At 49.8% G+C, this 15,746-nt stretch carries 12 protein-coding genes; 11 read left to right on the top strand and 1 reads right to left on the bottom strand.

Annotation, left to right across the window (positions count from 1 at the left end; translation table 11 throughout):
• The first annotated feature begins 5 nt into the window (after nucleotides 1-5).
• Entirely contained in the window at nucleotides 6-2,600 is a 2,595-nt protein-coding gene (locus tag HALO_RS15890) for a polysaccharide pyruvyl transferase family protein (RefSeq protein WP_050713648.1), read from the top strand.
• Nucleotides 2,601-3,565: 965 nt separating this feature from the next.
• Here the strand turns inward: HALO_RS15890 and HALO_RS23770 are convergent.
• Nucleotides 3,566-3,703, bottom strand: coding sequence for a transposase (locus tag HALO_RS23770; RefSeq protein ID WP_092490856.1), 138 nt, complete (start codon nucleotides 3,701-3,703; stop codon nucleotides 3,566-3,568).
• Nucleotides 3,704-4,193: 490 nt separating this feature from the next.
• Here HALO_RS23770 and HALO_RS15880 point away from each other — a divergent pair, with 490 nt between their 5' ends.
• The 10 genes from HALO_RS15880 to pgm all read left to right on the top strand — a co-directional run bounded on the left by HALO_RS15880 (nucleotide 4,194) and on the right by pgm (nucleotide 15,675).
• Nucleotides 4,194-5,549 (top strand): glycosyltransferase family 8 protein, encoded by a 1,356-nt coding sequence (locus HALO_RS15880; RefSeq protein WP_050713647.1) that lies wholly within the window; start codon nucleotides 4,194-4,196, stop codon nucleotides 5,547-5,549.
• Nucleotides 5,550-5,637: 88 nt separating this feature from the next.
• Nucleotides 5,638-6,633, top strand: coding sequence for a UDP-glucose 4-epimerase GalE (galE, locus tag HALO_RS15875; protein ID WP_050713646.1), 996 nt, complete (start codon nucleotides 5,638-5,640; stop codon nucleotides 6,631-6,633).
• 239 nt (nucleotides 6,634-6,872) lie between these two features.
• Complete coding sequence (locus tag HALO_RS23675; RefSeq protein WP_331710120.1) at nucleotides 6,873-7,058, top strand: hypothetical protein; 186 nt, start codon at nucleotides 6,873-6,875, stop codon at nucleotides 7,056-7,058.
• Complete coding sequence (locus tag HALO_RS23670) at nucleotides 7,015-7,197, top strand: hypothetical protein (protein WP_331710121.1); 183 nt, start codon at nucleotides 7,015-7,017, stop codon at nucleotides 7,195-7,197. The genes HALO_RS23675 and HALO_RS23670 overlap by 44 nt, the downstream gene beginning before the upstream one ends.
• Before the next feature lie 62 nt (nucleotides 7,198-7,259).
• Nucleotides 7,260-8,090 (top strand): hypothetical protein, encoded by an 831-nt coding sequence (locus HALO_RS23665; protein ID WP_331710086.1) that lies wholly within the window; start codon nucleotides 7,260-7,262, stop codon nucleotides 8,088-8,090.
• Between the two features lie 477 nt (nucleotides 8,091-8,567).
• The gene (gene pgi, locus HALO_RS15865) at nucleotides 8,568-10,265 is read left to right on the top strand and encodes a glucose-6-phosphate isomerase (protein ID WP_050713645.1); all 1,698 of its coding nucleotides are present in this window, start codon (nucleotides 8,568-8,570) and stop codon (nucleotides 10,263-10,265) included.
• Nucleotides 10,262-11,116 carry a UTP--glucose-1-phosphate uridylyltransferase gene (locus HALO_RS15860; RefSeq protein WP_050713644.1) on the top strand — a complete coding sequence of 285 codons (855 nt, stop codon included), beginning with the start codon at nucleotides 10,262-10,264 and terminating at the stop codon, nucleotides 11,114-11,116. Before pgi ends, HALO_RS15860 begins: the two co-directional genes overlap by 4 nt.
• A gap of 405 nt (nucleotides 11,117-11,521) precedes the next feature.
• Nucleotides 11,522-12,319: a 3'(2'),5'-bisphosphate nucleotidase CysQ gene (cysQ, locus tag HALO_RS15855; RefSeq protein ID WP_050713643.1), complete on the top strand. Its 798-nt coding sequence runs from the start codon at nucleotides 11,522-11,524 to the stop codon at nucleotides 12,317-12,319.
• A gap of 91 nt (nucleotides 12,320-12,410) precedes the next feature.
• Nucleotides 12,411-13,577, top strand: a complete 1,167-nt coding sequence (locus HALO_RS15850; protein ID WP_050713642.1) for a nucleotide sugar dehydrogenase — start codon at nucleotides 12,411-12,413, stop codon at nucleotides 13,575-13,577.
• 493 nt (nucleotides 13,578-14,070) lie between these two features.
• Nucleotides 14,071-15,675 (top strand): phosphoglucomutase (alpha-D-glucose-1,6-bisphosphate-dependent), encoded by a 1,605-nt coding sequence (pgm, locus tag HALO_RS15845; RefSeq protein WP_050713641.1) that lies wholly within the window; start codon nucleotides 14,071-14,073, stop codon nucleotides 15,673-15,675.
• Nucleotides 15,676-15,746 lie beyond the last annotated feature (71 nt).

Below are 15,746 nucleotides of genomic sequence, written 5' to 3'. Positions count from 1 at the left end.
AAGTAATGAGCACGAAGCATGAATATGATGTAGCTATCTTGGGTTGGTGGTACGGTGCTAATTATGGCTCTATGACTACCTATTACGGATTGCACCGTGCGATTTCTAATTTAGGCTACAGTGTGCTTATGGTTCACGAACCTTTAGGTTATAACGGTTATCGTGTGGAGTGGCCACATGACTTACTATCTATAAAATTTGCGGATCGCATGGGGTATGAGTATACGAACCAGTTCCATTTTAGCGAACTGCCGAGTTACAACATGAAAGTTAACACTTTTATTGTGGGCAGCGATCAGCTTTGGAACCCACTGATCGGGCGCGTTAACGATGATCTGTTTCTTGATTTCGTATCGGACAAAAACGGTCGCATTGCCTATGCAACTTCGTTTGGCAACAAGGGTACCAAGAAATTCGATGGTGAGTTCCGTGAAAAGCATTCGAAAAATTTGCAGAAGTTCGATGCCGTTTCGGTGCGCGAAGAATATGCCGTAGATGTTGCGCGCGATGTCTTCGGCGTTGAGGCTCATAAAGTTGTAGACCCTGTATTCCTATTGGAAAAGGCCGAGTACGAGAAGCTTGCCGATAGCGCCAGCTGGCAGCCCGAGGGCGATTATCTGAATGTCTTCTACCTTGATCCGACACCTGAAAAGCGTCGGGTCGCTGAGGCTGTTGCCGACAAGCTGGGTCTGTCGAAGATTGTCATTGTACCCAATCCCGACAAGGGACGTGCGCTTTCAATGGAGATATTCTCGGGCGACCGATTTGAATTCGTACCAGAGGATGCGGTAGAGAATTTCCTGGCCGCTTACAAAAATGCGAATTATGTAATCACTGACAGCTTTCACGGCACAGCCTTCAGTATTATTTTTGAGCGTCCGTTTTCATCAATCTACAATACAAAACGTGGCGCTGATCGCTTTGTAAACATTCTGAAGCATTTCAAGTTTGGCGAAAGTCGTCGATTGTATGAAACTGATGATGAGACTACGGTTGCTCAGAACAGTAATGTATCGGCTACATTGGATTTCACGGCTGCAAATGATGTCTTGGAAGTGGATCGTGAAGCATCGGTGGCTTGGCTAAAAGATGCGCTTGCGACGACTGTAGCACGTGTTCAGAGCGGTGCCCTGCGCGTGGGTATTGAGGCAAGTGGGCAGAGGCAGCCGCATTTTTCGCCGCCATCTGATAGAGCAATCACAATCGAAGCGCCCGAGTTTCATGCCAGCAGCAATGCTTGGCATGTCGCTAAGGCAACTGGTGAGACTTCCATTACGGTTACACCGGGTGGTTCAGTCAAGGGTAATCGGGTTTGGTGCGACTTGCCCCAGTCTTTAGTGAAAGGCCATGCTTATCGGCTTACATTTGATTGGGCACCGATTACCACTGCGCGTGCGATTAATATTCATTTGAGGAATGCAAAGACTGGTACTTTTAATGTTATCGGAACATTGCCTGGTGGACGTAAAGGTAGCAATGAGCAGAATTTCATCGACTTTATTGTGCCCCAGGATAACCTTTCGCAAATAATGTTAGGGGCTGTCCATTTTGTGGGCGTTAATCCGGGCGCACGCTTTTATAAAATTGTGCTTGATCCGATTGATAAAGCCGACATGAGTAGGCCTCAGCTGATAAAAGCTCCTACGCCTGCTGAAAAAGTTAAAAGGTTGTCTGAAGCAGATAGCGACCGCTATATAAAGTTCTACGCCCAGAACATGGTATCAAATAGCGAAGGCAACGCACGCAGCGTAATTATGTTCAATGCACATGCTGTTGAAAAGGGGCTGAGCCGTGCAAACTTTCGTCCTGGGTTTGGTAAGATAGCAATACCAAAGCTTGCAGCAGAGATGAACAGTTGGGTCGAAAGCGGCAAATCGACAGATGATAGCTTTTTTAAAATAGGCGCGGCTGTCATGCGGGCTTATTTCGATCATCATAAAACAATAGGTTATAATGTTTCCGAGTTTAGGGCTTTGTTTAAGCCGGAAGTTCTAGAACATGTTGAAAAGGCTGATGCTCAGGCGGGAGGTGTGCAAGCTGCACACTTGGAGCGTGCCACGTCTGAAGCAGAATATTACGAGAAATCCTTTTCCTCAGTTGCATTCGGGCGTCGTAGTGTCCGTGAGTTTCTGGATCAAAAAATTGACAACACTCACATTCTGAATGCGATCAAAGTTGCTGCACAAGCGCCTTCTGTTTGTAATCGACAGCCAGCTCGGGTTTTCCAGTTCGATGATAAACAGCTGATGCAAAATGCCTTAAAGCTACAGGGGGGCTGGTCTGGCTATGACATGCCGCCCAAATTACTCTTGGTAACTAGTGACTTGTCTGCGTATGTGTTCGCGGACGAACGTAACCAGGCGTTTATCGATGGGGGATTGTTCTTGATGAACCTGCTTCTAGGCCTTGAGAATGTGGGTCTTGGTGCATGTCCGCTTAATACAGCCATGAGCACTGATCAGGTCAACCAAGCACGCAAGCTGCTAGGCATCCCAGAATCCCACGTATTCATAGCATTTGTTGCGGTTGGCTACCATGATAGTGACGCTCTTGTACCGAAATCCATGCGTTTGGATGTAACTGATATCTTGTTGAACTAGGTAGCGATCTTACATAGAGAGCTTTGAAAGCTAGCTGTGAAGCGCATGGCCACCTAAATTTTTCGTAAAATGTATTTTCAACTCGATAGTATGTGGGTTTTAAGGTTAAGCCATCTGACTGTGTTGGTCTCTCGGGGTGCCGATCAGGCACTTCGAGTCACAGCCAAACTCCTTAAAACGTTTCATTCCCTATACGCTGGAACTTGTCTGATTGCTCTAAGTTGTAGTAAGCGCATCATGGGTATAGCCAAATTAGTCCTTGCTTGATCCAAGGTACAAATCAGTTTGGCACTCATCAGGTTGAGATTGACAACCATAATCTCAATTTTCTTAGATTTTTGCAATTCGCTGATTGTATCGTTGCTGTTAGATTGATAACGGTTTGTAGGGGGGCTCCTTGCTGAGTGTGGCTGCTATAGCTCTGTTCTTTGAGCCAGATAGACAATGTTCTACGGAATTTCTTCGTTTCGAACCTAGAAGGCAATCTGAGGCTAAGTTTAAGCATATTGCTATGAATGATGATAACTTCATTCTGTAGCTGATAAAGCAGCAGTGCTGCAAAGCTGCGCTATTATATTTACCAGCATATAATTATGGCGTTTTCGAAGACACAATGTTGCCCAGGTAAATGGATACTGTCTAGGGCGACGATAAATCGAGGTAAGTTAGCGTCCGGACCTAGTGATAAGATAAAGCTCCGGGGTAGCTTGCCGGTCGTGTACCAAGTAAAATTTTGTTTTCAATTGGCCACTGTTGAGACCCAATGAATGATCTTGAGGTTCGCTGGGGCTTCACTTGTTGTCTCTTCCCGAGGCAGCCCCCGTAGCACTAATGGAAGTGGAGTCGAACATCCATGCATCTAAACCAATCATGCTGTCTTCTTACAATTAAAGATGCAATCACTGGAGAACGGTATCGAAGGTGACGTCTTCATGCCAGCGGGGAAAGCGATCGTAGAACCTGGTTCACGGGGCATAGCTATTAGGCACATCTTGCCATTTCGCACCGGAGCACAGCACCCAGAAAATACCATTGAGTATTTTCTGATCGTCCTTTCTGGGTCTTTCAATGCGTTGGGGCAGAGAAATGATATCGTCAATCAACGACTAACCGTACCTTGAAATCTCGTAACGGCCTGCAATTCGTCACTTATTCATACAAAACCTAGGAAAGCTGTGATCAAGTCTTCAGGGTGAAATACTGAATCCCCAGATACGGTCGAGAACGAAGGTGTGAATCAACGGCTCTCATTCGCGAACAGCGAGTTCGGCAATCAACACCGTTAAACTCGCAAGAAAATGCTCCTGGGCTGATATTCAAAGAAGCTAGGGATAATTTGAATATTCTATCTACTGTTCTGCTTTCGCGAACCTATATGACTCTTTTTCAAGTTATGGAAAATGAGCTTGTGCCATATTTTAATAGATCTTGATTGACTGGATTTATGAATTTCCTGAGTTTGGGAAAAGGTCTGGTGCGTATAAGGAGTGATTACACTTTAACTCCTTGGTCGCCAAAGTAATGTGAGCTACACCTTTGATTTGCTTGCTTGGCAGTTTTTTATATTTGATATAAGTATTTTGTGGAGGGGATATGGGTCAGATTATAAATGTTTTTTCTTCTGGAGATTCCAGGTATTTCAAACTGGCACCAACATTGTTGGTGAATTTGTATGAAATGCACAAAGACTTGAGAGTTAATTATTATGCTCTTTCAGATTACATCGAGCCGGATGTTCTTGAATCTCTGAATAAAATAGCAGAGTATTATAATCAAAATTTTAGATATATACTGGTTTCTGAAGAAGATTTTGAATATATCGATAAAATGAAGAAAGGAAGTTCTCGGTGGGGTAAACAGGCTTTTTATTGGATGATTGCCCATGAGTACCTTCCAGATGATATTGAAGTAGCTCTATTTTTGGATTTAGATGTTGTCGTGCTTCAGGATCTAACAAAGTATATATTTTCGGAATCTTTTGATGACCAAACCTTGCTGGTATCTTTTAATCATAACCCAAAACGGGCAGAGCTATTAGAAAAACCTATGTCTGATGAGCAGAAGCAACTGGGTAGAGTTTTTAACTCAGGGGTTTTATTGCTTAATTTAAAAGAAATGAAAGCTCGTTCGATGAATAGTGAATATTATCAAACTATTGCAAATGACGTGGCCTCATTGCCGCCTGTTAAATCTTTTATGGGTGAGGTTCAAATATTTGGAGATCAAGGTCTTGCAGGGTTTGTTTTCGAAGGTAGGTTTAGAGAAGTCTTGGGAGATATTGTTCTACAAGGGCTGGGTAATGTAAGTTATCAGTACTATAGTGATAGGACGAGCGTAATACACTATGCTGGCACTTCTCCGGCTGCTAAGCATCATTTGGACTCAGATGAAAAGCTTCTGTTTGGGCCTTACCAAGAGATAAGTGTTCCTTATTTAGCTCATAGGTTAATGGCGCAAAGCATAATGAGTGTTGAGGGCGGCGTAGCTCTGTTAAGTAGAATGAAATCTGTTTTTGAAGGCAAGAGATTGAATTTTGAAAATCTATCCAGTTTTCCAATATACCATGATGGGTTCTGGCATGAGGAAAGGTGTAAAGAATTCACAAAGCTGACTCTAGTGAAAAATAAAGTGGCAAGGCAGTTGTTCTTTAATGTCAAGACACTGTGCTTTGCTCGTGCTGTTATAAATAAGAAAGTCAAGGTGTATGGCAGGATTAGAACCAACTTTTCGACAAGTAAAGGTATTCGAGTTATTGTTGAAGGGGTTTCAAAAAGTGACTCTAAAGTTCTAGGTGCTGTTTTCTTAAAAGCGTTTGAATTTGTCGAGTTTGATTTTGAGTTTGAAGCTGATTTTGAGGTGAGAAGTGTCTTTGTGACCTCGACGGATTTTGGAGCTCAGAATCGCTTTATTGAAGTTTATGATTTGGGGCTTGAAGTTATTGGCCTTTGAGTCAAATATGGTGTTGGTTCTGTATGGGTAAGTTTTGTCAGTTTGTGGCATTTTGAAGCTTAATAGAAATAGTTCTATAGGAGAGGAGATGGTGATATTAGTTGTTGGCGGAGCAGGCTACATCGGCTCCCATATGGTCAAGCAACTCTCAAAAGCCGGTAAGCAGGTGGTGGTACTTGATAACCTAAGCACGGGCTTTCGTGAACTCGCCTGTTACGGCCAGTTAGTGGTCGGGGATTTGGCGGATACCGTTCTGTTGGAACGGCTGTTTCGCGAACACCAGTTTGATGCGGTCATGCATTTTGCAGCGTGTAGTTTGGTGGGAGAATCCGTGGGCGACCCCGCCAAATATTATCGCAACAATGTTTCCAATACGCTGAACTTATTGGATGTAATGGTACGCCACCATGTGCGCCATTTCATTTTCTCTTCCACTGCCGCTACCTTTGGCGAGCCGGAATACACGCCGATAGACGAAGCGCATCCGCAAGCGCCCATTAACCCTTATGGTGCCAGCAAGTTAATGGTAGAGCGGGCATTGCAGGATTACGCCACTGCGTATGGACTGAACTCGGTTTCCCTGCGTTATTTCAACGCCTGCGGCGCGGACCCGGAAGGGGTGCTGGGCGAATGTCACGACCCGGAAACCCACTTGATTCCGTTGATTCTGCAAGCGGCTTCCGGTCGGCGTAAAAGCATTACGGTTTTCGGGCGAGATTACCCAACCGAAGATGGTACTTGTATCCGAGACTATATCCACATTGAAGATTTGTGTTCAGCCCATGCACTAGCTTTACAGGCGCTGGTAGATGGTGAGTTGTCTGGCGCGCTTGGTTTTAATCTAGGCAACGGACAAGGATATTCGGTACAAGAAGTCATCGACGTTGTGAAAGATATTGTGGCAGAAGATAGTTGCGAATTGGCAGTAGAGGAAGGTGAGCGACGCGCAGGGGATCCAGCTCGACTAGTCGCAGATGCCACACAGGCAAAGAAAGCCTTGGGTTGGCAGCCTCAATATGCAGACCTAATTACTATTGTTCGCCATGCATGGGCATGGGAGAAAAAGCTCGCGCGTATTCAGTAATGTATAAGTTGATCTAAACGGCGAAATGAGTAGGGAGACGCAAATCCAAGCCACCGTGGCCCCGCTACCGAGCGCAGGTTCAACGAAGCGCACATTATCGCCATCACGCAGGCGGTGGTGGATTATGCAAAGAAGAAGACTACCAAGGGCCGCTGTTTTTAGGCGTGGACACCCATGCGCTTTCACGCCCCGCCTGAGAGTGTGCGCTGAGGGTGCTGGTCGCTAATAGAGTGCCGGTGATGATCGAAAAGGGCCATAGCTACACGGCTACTCCCTTAGTCAGCCACGCCATTTTTCAGCACATCGCTCAGCAGCGCCAGGCCATGCCTGCCATGAAAGCGGACGGCCTGATTATTACGCCTAGTCATAACCCGCCAGAAGATGGCGGTATTAAGTACAACCCCCTACCACGGTGGCCCCGCTGATACTGAAGCCACCAAGTGGATCGAGCTACGCGCCAATGCGTACCTGCTTCGTCAGCTAAGTGATATCACGCTGGTACCGTTGGAAGAAGCGCTTGCTCATGCCCAAGAGTATGACTACACCGCGCATTATTTAGCGTAGTTGGGTAGCGTGGTGGATATGATGGTGATTCAAAAGCCAACTTAACGCTGGGCGTAGACCCCATGGGCGGCACGGCGCTGCCCGTGTGGCAGGCGATTGTTGAGCATTTCGGCCTGAACCTGGAAGTAGTGAACACCACCATTGATGCCAACTTCAGCTTTATACCGCCCGATCACGACGGCAAGATCCGCATGGATTGTTCCAGCGCGTATGCCATGGCGAACCTACTGAAGATTAAAGACCGCTTCGATATCGCCTTTGGCAACGACCCTGACGCCGACCGCCACGGCATTGTGGATGCCAACGGGTTGATGAACCCGAATCACTTCTTGGCGGTGTGTGTAGATTACCTGATTAGCCATCGCCCGCAGTGGAGCGATTCGCTGAAAATAGGTAAAACGCTCGTCTCATCTTCCATGATCGACCGCGTTGTGGCTTCGCACAACCGTGAGTTGTTTGAAGTGCCGGTCGGTTTCAAGTGGTTCGTGGATGGCCTGCACGAAGGCTGGCTCGCCTTCGGCGGCGAGGAGAGCGCTGGCGCAAGCCTACTCACCCAAGCAGGCGAGGCGTGGTCGACCGATAAAGACGGAATCGCACTGTGCTTGCTAGCCGCTGAGATTATGGCCGTTACCGGTAAAACGCCTAGCGAGTATTACCAAACTCTCACAGAACGCTTTGGCGAGCCGTTCTACAAACGGGTCGATACCGCCTGCAGCGCAGAAGAGAAAGCCGCGTTCAAAAGCCTCACCGCCGAGAGCATCACCGACACCACCTTGGCCGGAGACCTCATCACCGCCTTAGTGGTAAAAGCATTGGGTGATCAAGTAGCCATTGGTGGTTTAAAAGTCACCACCGAAAACGGTTGGTTCGCCGCACTCCCCAGCGGCACGTAATCGCTCTACAAAGTGTAAGCCGAAAGCTTCAAAGGCCCGCAGCATTTGGATGAGTTGATTGAGATTGTCACCGCGCTTTTAACTGGGTTGTTGAAAGGGKAAGTAGTTCACGTGCCGATGGTGGCACAGAGGTTTGATGATTCACGGTGGCCTGACCCAGGCGGCTACTCGCCGCCTGCCTTCGCGGGTGCCTCTTTCGCTCGTTGCTCTCGCTCTTTCGTCACGCCGCGCTACATGGCTCCCAGGCAGTTTTAGATAGGCACCCGCGAAGCACTCCGCTAGGAGTGCCGACGGTGGCTCCCAGGTTTAATGGTGCAGGGTAGCATTGTACGCTTTTCCAGTGCCTAGTTATGCCGTACTACGTGTGCTTTTCATGATGTTGTAAACTATATGATTAACACTGAATTGATAGGGGCTGGCATGAAGTTTGCTTAATAAATGTAGGCCACAACGCCTTTTGTATATCAAGGAAGACATATGTACACACCGTTATCAGCTGCGACTCAGCGTGTTTATACCCCTTTGAATGCTCTGGCCGTTCATGCTGAGCGCTTACAGGCTCAATCGCTCAGTGATTTGCTGTGTACTACTGAGTCTGCGCAACGTCGGGCAGAGTCTCTTGCATTCACCTTTGGCGCGCTACATCTGGATTTCAGCAAGCAGCGCTTAACCAATGAAACGCTCTCTTTGCTGGTGGAGTGGGCCCATAGCTGTGGGTTGGAAACGAAGCGCCACGCATTTTTCGCCGGTGCTGAGGTGAATCCTTCCGAAAAACGCCCTGCGCTGCACATGGCGGCGCGGTGGCCTGCTGGTTCTACACCCCCTAAAGGGATGGAAGCTGCCGCGACTTTTTGCCAGCAACAGCGGATGAAAATGGCAGACTTTGTGCAACGTGTGCACAGTGGGGAATGGTTTGGTGCTACTGGGCAAGCCATCACTGATATTGTGCATATTGGCGTGGGTGGCTCTGATTTAGGCCCCGAATTGGTGAGTGAGGCACTGGCTGATCGCCCCAGCAGTGTCAAAGTGGGCGTGCACTATGTCTCGACCATGGATGGGTCACAGTTACTGCCCTTAATGGAAACATTGAACCCTGCCACAACGCTGCTGGTGCTGGCGTCAAAATCTTTCACCACCGCCGATACTCAATTTAATGTCCGTACGGCGCTGTTATGGCTCAGCGATGCGCTTGAAGTAGAAGAGGAGACCATTCGCCGTTACCAACTGCTGGGTGTGTCGTCTAAACCCGATAAAATGAGCGAGTTCGGTATTCCCAACGCGCATCAGTTGGAATTCAAAGAGTGGATTGGTGGGCGGTTTTCATTGTGGTCCCCGATTGGCGTGAGTGTTGCCATGCAGCTTGGGATAGAGCACTTTGATGCTCTATTGGAAGGCGCGCATGCGATGGATCAACATTTCATGGCCGCGCCACTGGAAGCAAACTTACCTACGTTAATGGCCCTTGTGGGGGCTTGGAATAGCCAGTTTTTAAATATCCCTACTCACGCCGTACTGCCCTATGATGGCCGCCTTAAAAGCTTGGCTGCTTACTTGCAGCAGTTAGAGATGGAATCGAACGGTAAAAGCGTTAGTTTGGATGGGCGCTCCATCAACCATGCGACTTGCCCTATTTTGTGGGGCGATGTAGGGCCTAACGCTCAGCATGCGTTTTATCAGTTGCTTCATCAGGGTGGGCATACCGTCAGTGCAGATTTTGTGGCGGTGGCAGACCGTGCAGCTAGCGCTTTCGAGCGCGCTAATACGGCGTTAAACGACCAAGAGGCGCTGACGCTGGCGAACTGTTTGGCGCAGTCACAGCTATTTGCATTAGGAGACGATGCGATACCGCCCGCGTTACGTGGTTACATGGCACAGGGGTATCGAGGCAACCAGCCTAACTCCGTTATACTCCTTAAATCGCTAGATGCGTGGTCGATAGGCGCGTTACTAGCGCTATATGAACACAAAGTGTTTGTTCAATCGGTGTTGTGGAACATCAACCCGTTTGACCAGCCTGGTGTCGAGCTAGGTAAGCAATTAGCCAATAGCTTATATCAAACCCTGGCGGGCCAGCCGATTGAACACCAGAATGTAGAAGATCCCGGTACTGCTCAGCTGCTGCGTAAAGTGAGTGAGTGGCGTCAGCAATGTAACGAAAAAGGAAGTGGTAAATGACTCAAGTACGCAAAGCGATTATTCCGGTAGCTGGTTTTGGTACGCGCCTGCTGCCGATCAGCAAGGCGATTCCTAAAGAGATGGTGCCGGTGGTGGATCGCCCTCTTATCCAACACGTGGTGGAGGAAGCGCTGGCCGCGGGCATCAACGAAATTATTTTGGTCACGCGTGCTGGAAAGTCGGCCATTGAAGACCACTTCGATGCTCACTTTGAGCTTGAGCATTCACTGGCCAGCAAGGGTAAAGATGCACTTCTGGAAACCCTTTCCGCTATTTCGCCGAAACAACTGAAAGTGACCAGTGTTCGTCAGCCCAATGCAAAAGGGTTAGGCCATGCGATTTTCTGTGCAGCCCATCTGCTAGACAAAGACGAGCCATTCGCAGTTATACTGCCGGATGTATTAGTAAAGCCGCAGTTAGGCAGCACCGCTTGTGATTTAGGCAGTATGGTAGAGCGTTGGGACGCGAACGATGCTTCCCAAATTATGGTAGAAGCGGTGCCACAAGAAGACGTTTACCGTTACGGCATTGTGGATTGCGACGAGCCCGCCGCAGGCGAGAGCGCCACTATGCGTGGCGTAGTGGAAAAGCCTAAGCCGGAAGAGGCGCCTTCACGCCTTTCCGTGATTGGCCGTTATGTATTGCCGTACCGCATTATGGAGCTGCTACGCGACCAGCCGCCGGGCGCAGGCAACGAAATCCAGCTGACTGATGCCATCGACCGGTTAATGCAGGAAGGTAATATTGTGCAGGCTTTTCGAATGCATGGTCGCACTTTTGATTGCGGACATATTGAAGGTTGGTTACAAGCTAATAATATTTTAGCTCGCGAAGCGGGTTATGACGTATAAGAGGCCTCAACAGGCGGCTGATGTCTTCACTGATGCATCTTTTTTTAGTAGACTTTGAAATTAATATATTGATCAATTTTTTTAAACAAATCAAAGAACTTTTCCGCCAACTCTTTCTAAACAATCTCTACGACATAAAAGACCCGCTGCGGTGAGCTGAAAAATCTCACTGGTATTAATTTCGTTTATGAAACGCCGTATTTTCATTTGAAAGCATTCGAAATGAACCCAGAAGAAGCAGCCGAAGCTTTGATCGCAGCCTTATGTGAACGTGGAATTATTAGCTGATTTTAAGGCACTAGCTGTCAAGTGGTGGATGGGTTGTTGGCTGCTTCTTGGCTTTTTTATACAAGGACTAGATATTAAAGACAATCTTTAAAATTTAGTCTTATAGAGTTTTGGAGTATGGCGGTTATTAACCAAGCACTGCTGGATGCCGTCGAACGAATTGCCTATGAAGCTGGCGAGGCAATTATGAGCATTTACGCTCGCGATTTCAGCGTGGAAAAAAAGGCGGATAAAAGCCCGTTAACCGAAGCTGATAAAGCTGCTCACTCGATTATCGTGCGCGGCTTGCAGGCATTGCCGGAGCAATTTCCGATTCTCTCGGAAGAAGATATCGAAGGCTTTACTGGGGTTGATCCGAATGGCCGCTACTGGCTAGTGGACCCGCTGGATGGCACCAAGGAGTTCATCAAGCGCAACGACGAGTTCACCGTCAATATCGCCCTGATCGAAAACGGCAAGCCGGTGCTGGGCGTGGTGACCGCCCCGGCGTTGGATGTTGGCTACGTGGCTGCCCAGGGGCTGGGCGCGTTTAAGGTGGAAGCCAATGGTGAGCGTAAGGCTATTTCTGTCGCCGGTAAGCCTAAAGCGGGCGTGGCGTGGCGGGTAATGGGCAGCCGTTCACATGCCAGCCCCGATTTAGCTGCGTGGCTTGAGCAGTTGGGTGAGCACACCATGTTGCCCATGGGCAGTTCTTTGAAGATGTGCATCATCGCCGAAGGCTTTGCCGATGCCTACCCGCGTTTAGGCCCCACCTCTTTATGGGATACCGGAGCGGCCCATGCGGTGTTGCTCCAGGCGGGCGGCCGGATAGAAAACCTGGAAGGCACTGAGCTCAGCTACGCCAACCCTCGTGAAATCCTCAACCCTAACTTTGTTGCGTGGGGGCATGAGCCGGTGAAGCACGCCGATCGATGAAAGTTTGCCCGCTCCTGCGCTTTCTGATTAGCTGATTTGTTACCATTGGTTTTATGGTCAGCTTTTAGAAACATCTTAGGGATTGATTCGCATGAAAATTGCCGTTGCAGGAACGGGCTATGTAGGGCTTTCCAACGCGATGCTGCTTGCGCAGCACCACGAAGTGGTCGCGGTGGATATTGTTCCCGAGAAAGTCGAGCTGCTGAATAATCGCCGCTCACCGATCGAAGATACGGAAATTGCGGCGTTTTTAAATCGTGATGATTTGAATTTTACGGCCACCTTGGATGCTGAGCAGGCCTACGCCGATGCGCAGTTCGTGATCATTGCTACCCCCACCGATTACGATCCCCAAACCAACTATTTCGATACMAAAAGCGTTGAAGCCGTTATTGAGCAGGTCATGCGCATTAATCCTGATGCGGTGATGGTGATTAAATCCACCGTGCCAGTGGGCTATACCAAGGGTGCTTCAGAGCGCTTCAAAACCCAGAACCTACTTTTCTCGCCTGAGTTTTTGCGCGAAGGTAAGGCGCTTTATGACAACCTTTACCCATCGCGCATTATTGTGGGCGAGCGTTCCGAGCGCGGCGAAACGTTTGCTGAACTTCTCAAGCAGGGGGCGATGGCAGAAGAGGTTGAGGTGCTGCTAACCAACAGCACCGAAGCCGAGGCGATCAAGCTGTTTGCGAATACCTACCTGGCCATGCGGGTTGCCTACTTCAATGAATTAGACAGCTACGCTGAAACCCACGGCCTGGATGCTAAGCAGATTATCCAGGGCGTGGGTCTCGACCCGCGTATCGGTAAGCACTACAACAACCCGAGCTTTGGGTACGGCGGCTACTGCCTGCCGAAAGATACCAAGCAACTCCTGGCCAACTACGCCGATGTACCCAGTAACATGGTTCAGGCGATTGTGGATGCGAACCGCACGCGGAAAGATTTCATCGCGGAATCGGTGCTGCGCCGCAACCCGAGCGTGGTGGGGGTGTACCGGCTGATCATGAAAACGGGTTCGGATAACTTCCGCGCCAGTGCCATGCAGGGCGTGATGAAGCGTATCAAGGCGAAAGGGGTGGAAGTGGTGGTTTACGAGCCGGTGTTAGAAGACGATAAGTTTTTCGGCTCGACCGTCATGCGTGACCTGGATGCGTTCAAGGAGAAGTGCGATGTCATCCTGGCGAACCGCATGGTCGCTGAGTTGAGCGATGTAGAAGCCAAGGTGTATACCCGTGACCTGTTTGGTAGTGATTGATGACAAGTGCCATTGGGCGTCGTTCCGCCGCTATCCGTGCCGGGCTGCCGCTGCAGGTGCCTCGGATGTTCGTTTCTCTCACAACCTCGTTACCACGCGCTACGGTATGTGCACGCACTTGGTTTGTGGTTTTCGTAGCGCGTGGTAAGCGATAGCGCACCCGCGATGCAGCGCGGAGCGGTGCTGGGGTTGGTTTTGTGCCATTGGGCGTCGTTCCGCCGCCACCCGCGGGTGCCTCGTTGCTCGTCCCTCGCAGACTCGTTACCACGCGCTACGGTATGTGCAAGCACTTGGTTTTGTGCTTTTCGTAGCGCGTGGTAAGCGGAGCGCACCCGCGATGCAGTGCGGAGCGGTGCTGTAGAAACACTCATGGTTCTAAGCCCCTATCATTGGGGCTTTCTTTTTTTGGCCCTAGCGCTTACAGACTTGAGTCTTATAGACTTAGGTGTTGAGGCCGCTGGTCGTAGGTTTTGTTGTTAAAAGGAGTTTACAAATGGAAGCCATTTTAAAAGCATTTTACGAACAACAACCGAGTGCCAGCGTTCCCAAGGAGCGGGTGACGTTTGGCACCTCCGGCCACCGGGGCCGTTCCCTAGAGCGTACTTTTAACGCGGCGCATATTTATGCGATCACCCAGGCGGTGGTCGATTACCGCACTGAGACGGGCTATCAGGGGCCGCTGTTTTTAGGGTTTGATACCCATGCGCTTTCTCGTCCCGCCTGGGAGTGCGTGCTGCAAGTGCTGGCCGCAAACAGGGTGCCGGTATTCGTCGAGAAAGATCACGGCTACACCGCGACGCCGTTGATTAGCCAGGCAATCTTGCACCATAACCGTCCTCAAGATCAGGCGGGAACTGAGGTGGCGCTGGCGGATGGCTTGATCATCACGCCTTCGCATAATCCACCGGAAGATGGCGGCATCAAGTACAACCCTTACCACGGCGGCCCGGCAGATACCGACGCCACGGGCTGGATCGAGCTGCGCGCCAATGCTTACCTGCTGCGCCAGTTGGAAGATGTGCCCACCGTGCCAGTTGACGAGGCGATTGCCCACGCACAAGAGTTCGATTTTACGGCGCATTACGTTGCCAAGCTGGGCAGCGTGGTGGATATTGCCGCGATTCAGGAAGCCAACCTGACCTTGGGCGCCGACCCCATGGGCGGCACCGCACTGCCGGTGTGGCAGGCAATCGCGGCGCACTACAACCTTAATCTTGAAGTGGTGAATACCACGGTCGATCCTGAATTTGCGTTTATGCCGCCGGATCACGACGGCAAAATCCGTATGGATTGTTCAAGCCCTGCGGCGATGGCCAATCTGCTCAAGATTAAAGACCGCTTCGATATCGCTTTTGGTAATGATCCGGATGCCGACCGCCACGGTATTGTCGATGCCAACGGCTTGATGAACCCGAACCACTTTTTGGCCGTGTGCATCGATTACCTGATTACTCATCGCCCGGCGTGGGCGGCTAGCCTGAAAATTGGCAAGACGCTGGTGTCGTCCTCCATGATCGACCGAGTAGTGGCTTCCCACCAGCGCGAGCTTTATGAGGTGCCGGTAGGCTTCAAGTGGTTTGTAGAGGGCCTGCACCAGGGCTGGCTGGCGTTTGGTGGTGAAGAGAGCGCTGGCGCTAGTTTGCTAACCCGTGACGGTAAGGCGTGGTCCACCGATAAAGATGGCATCGTGCTGTGTTTGCTGGCGGCTGAAATCATGTCGGTGACCGGTAAGACGCCTAGCGAGTACTACCGCACGCTGACTGAGCGTTTCGGCGAGCCTTTCTATAAGCGTGTGGATACGGCTTGTTCACCGGAAGAGAAGGCAGCGTTCAAGAAACTGACCGCCGAGAGTGTGACTGAGCAGCAGCTTGCTGGTGATCCGATTACTGCGGTGTTGGTCAATGCGCCCGGCAATGGTGCCGCCATTGGTGGTATCAAAGTCACCACCGAAAACGGTTGGTTTGCCGCTCGGCCAAGTGGCACAGAATCGCTTTATAAGGTGTATGCCGAAAGCTTCAAAGGTGAGCAGCACCTGGATGAATTGATTGAAAACGCTAAAGCGCTGTTAGCGGGGGTGTTGAAAAGTACGGGGTCGTAGTCAGTAGAGGGGCACTTGTGATGCTAAGTTTGAAGTCGGGCTGGGATCAACAATAGCTTAACAACAAAAGG

It is taken from the genome of Halomonas sp. R57-5 (assembly GCF_900070345.1).
In the GTDB taxonomy this organism is placed as follows: Bacteria; Pseudomonadota; Gammaproteobacteria; order Pseudomonadales; family Halomonadaceae; genus Vreelandella; species Vreelandella ventosae_B.
The sequence above is the reverse complement of the archived record's forward strand: the minus strand, read 5'-3'. Positions and strand labels throughout refer to the sequence as shown.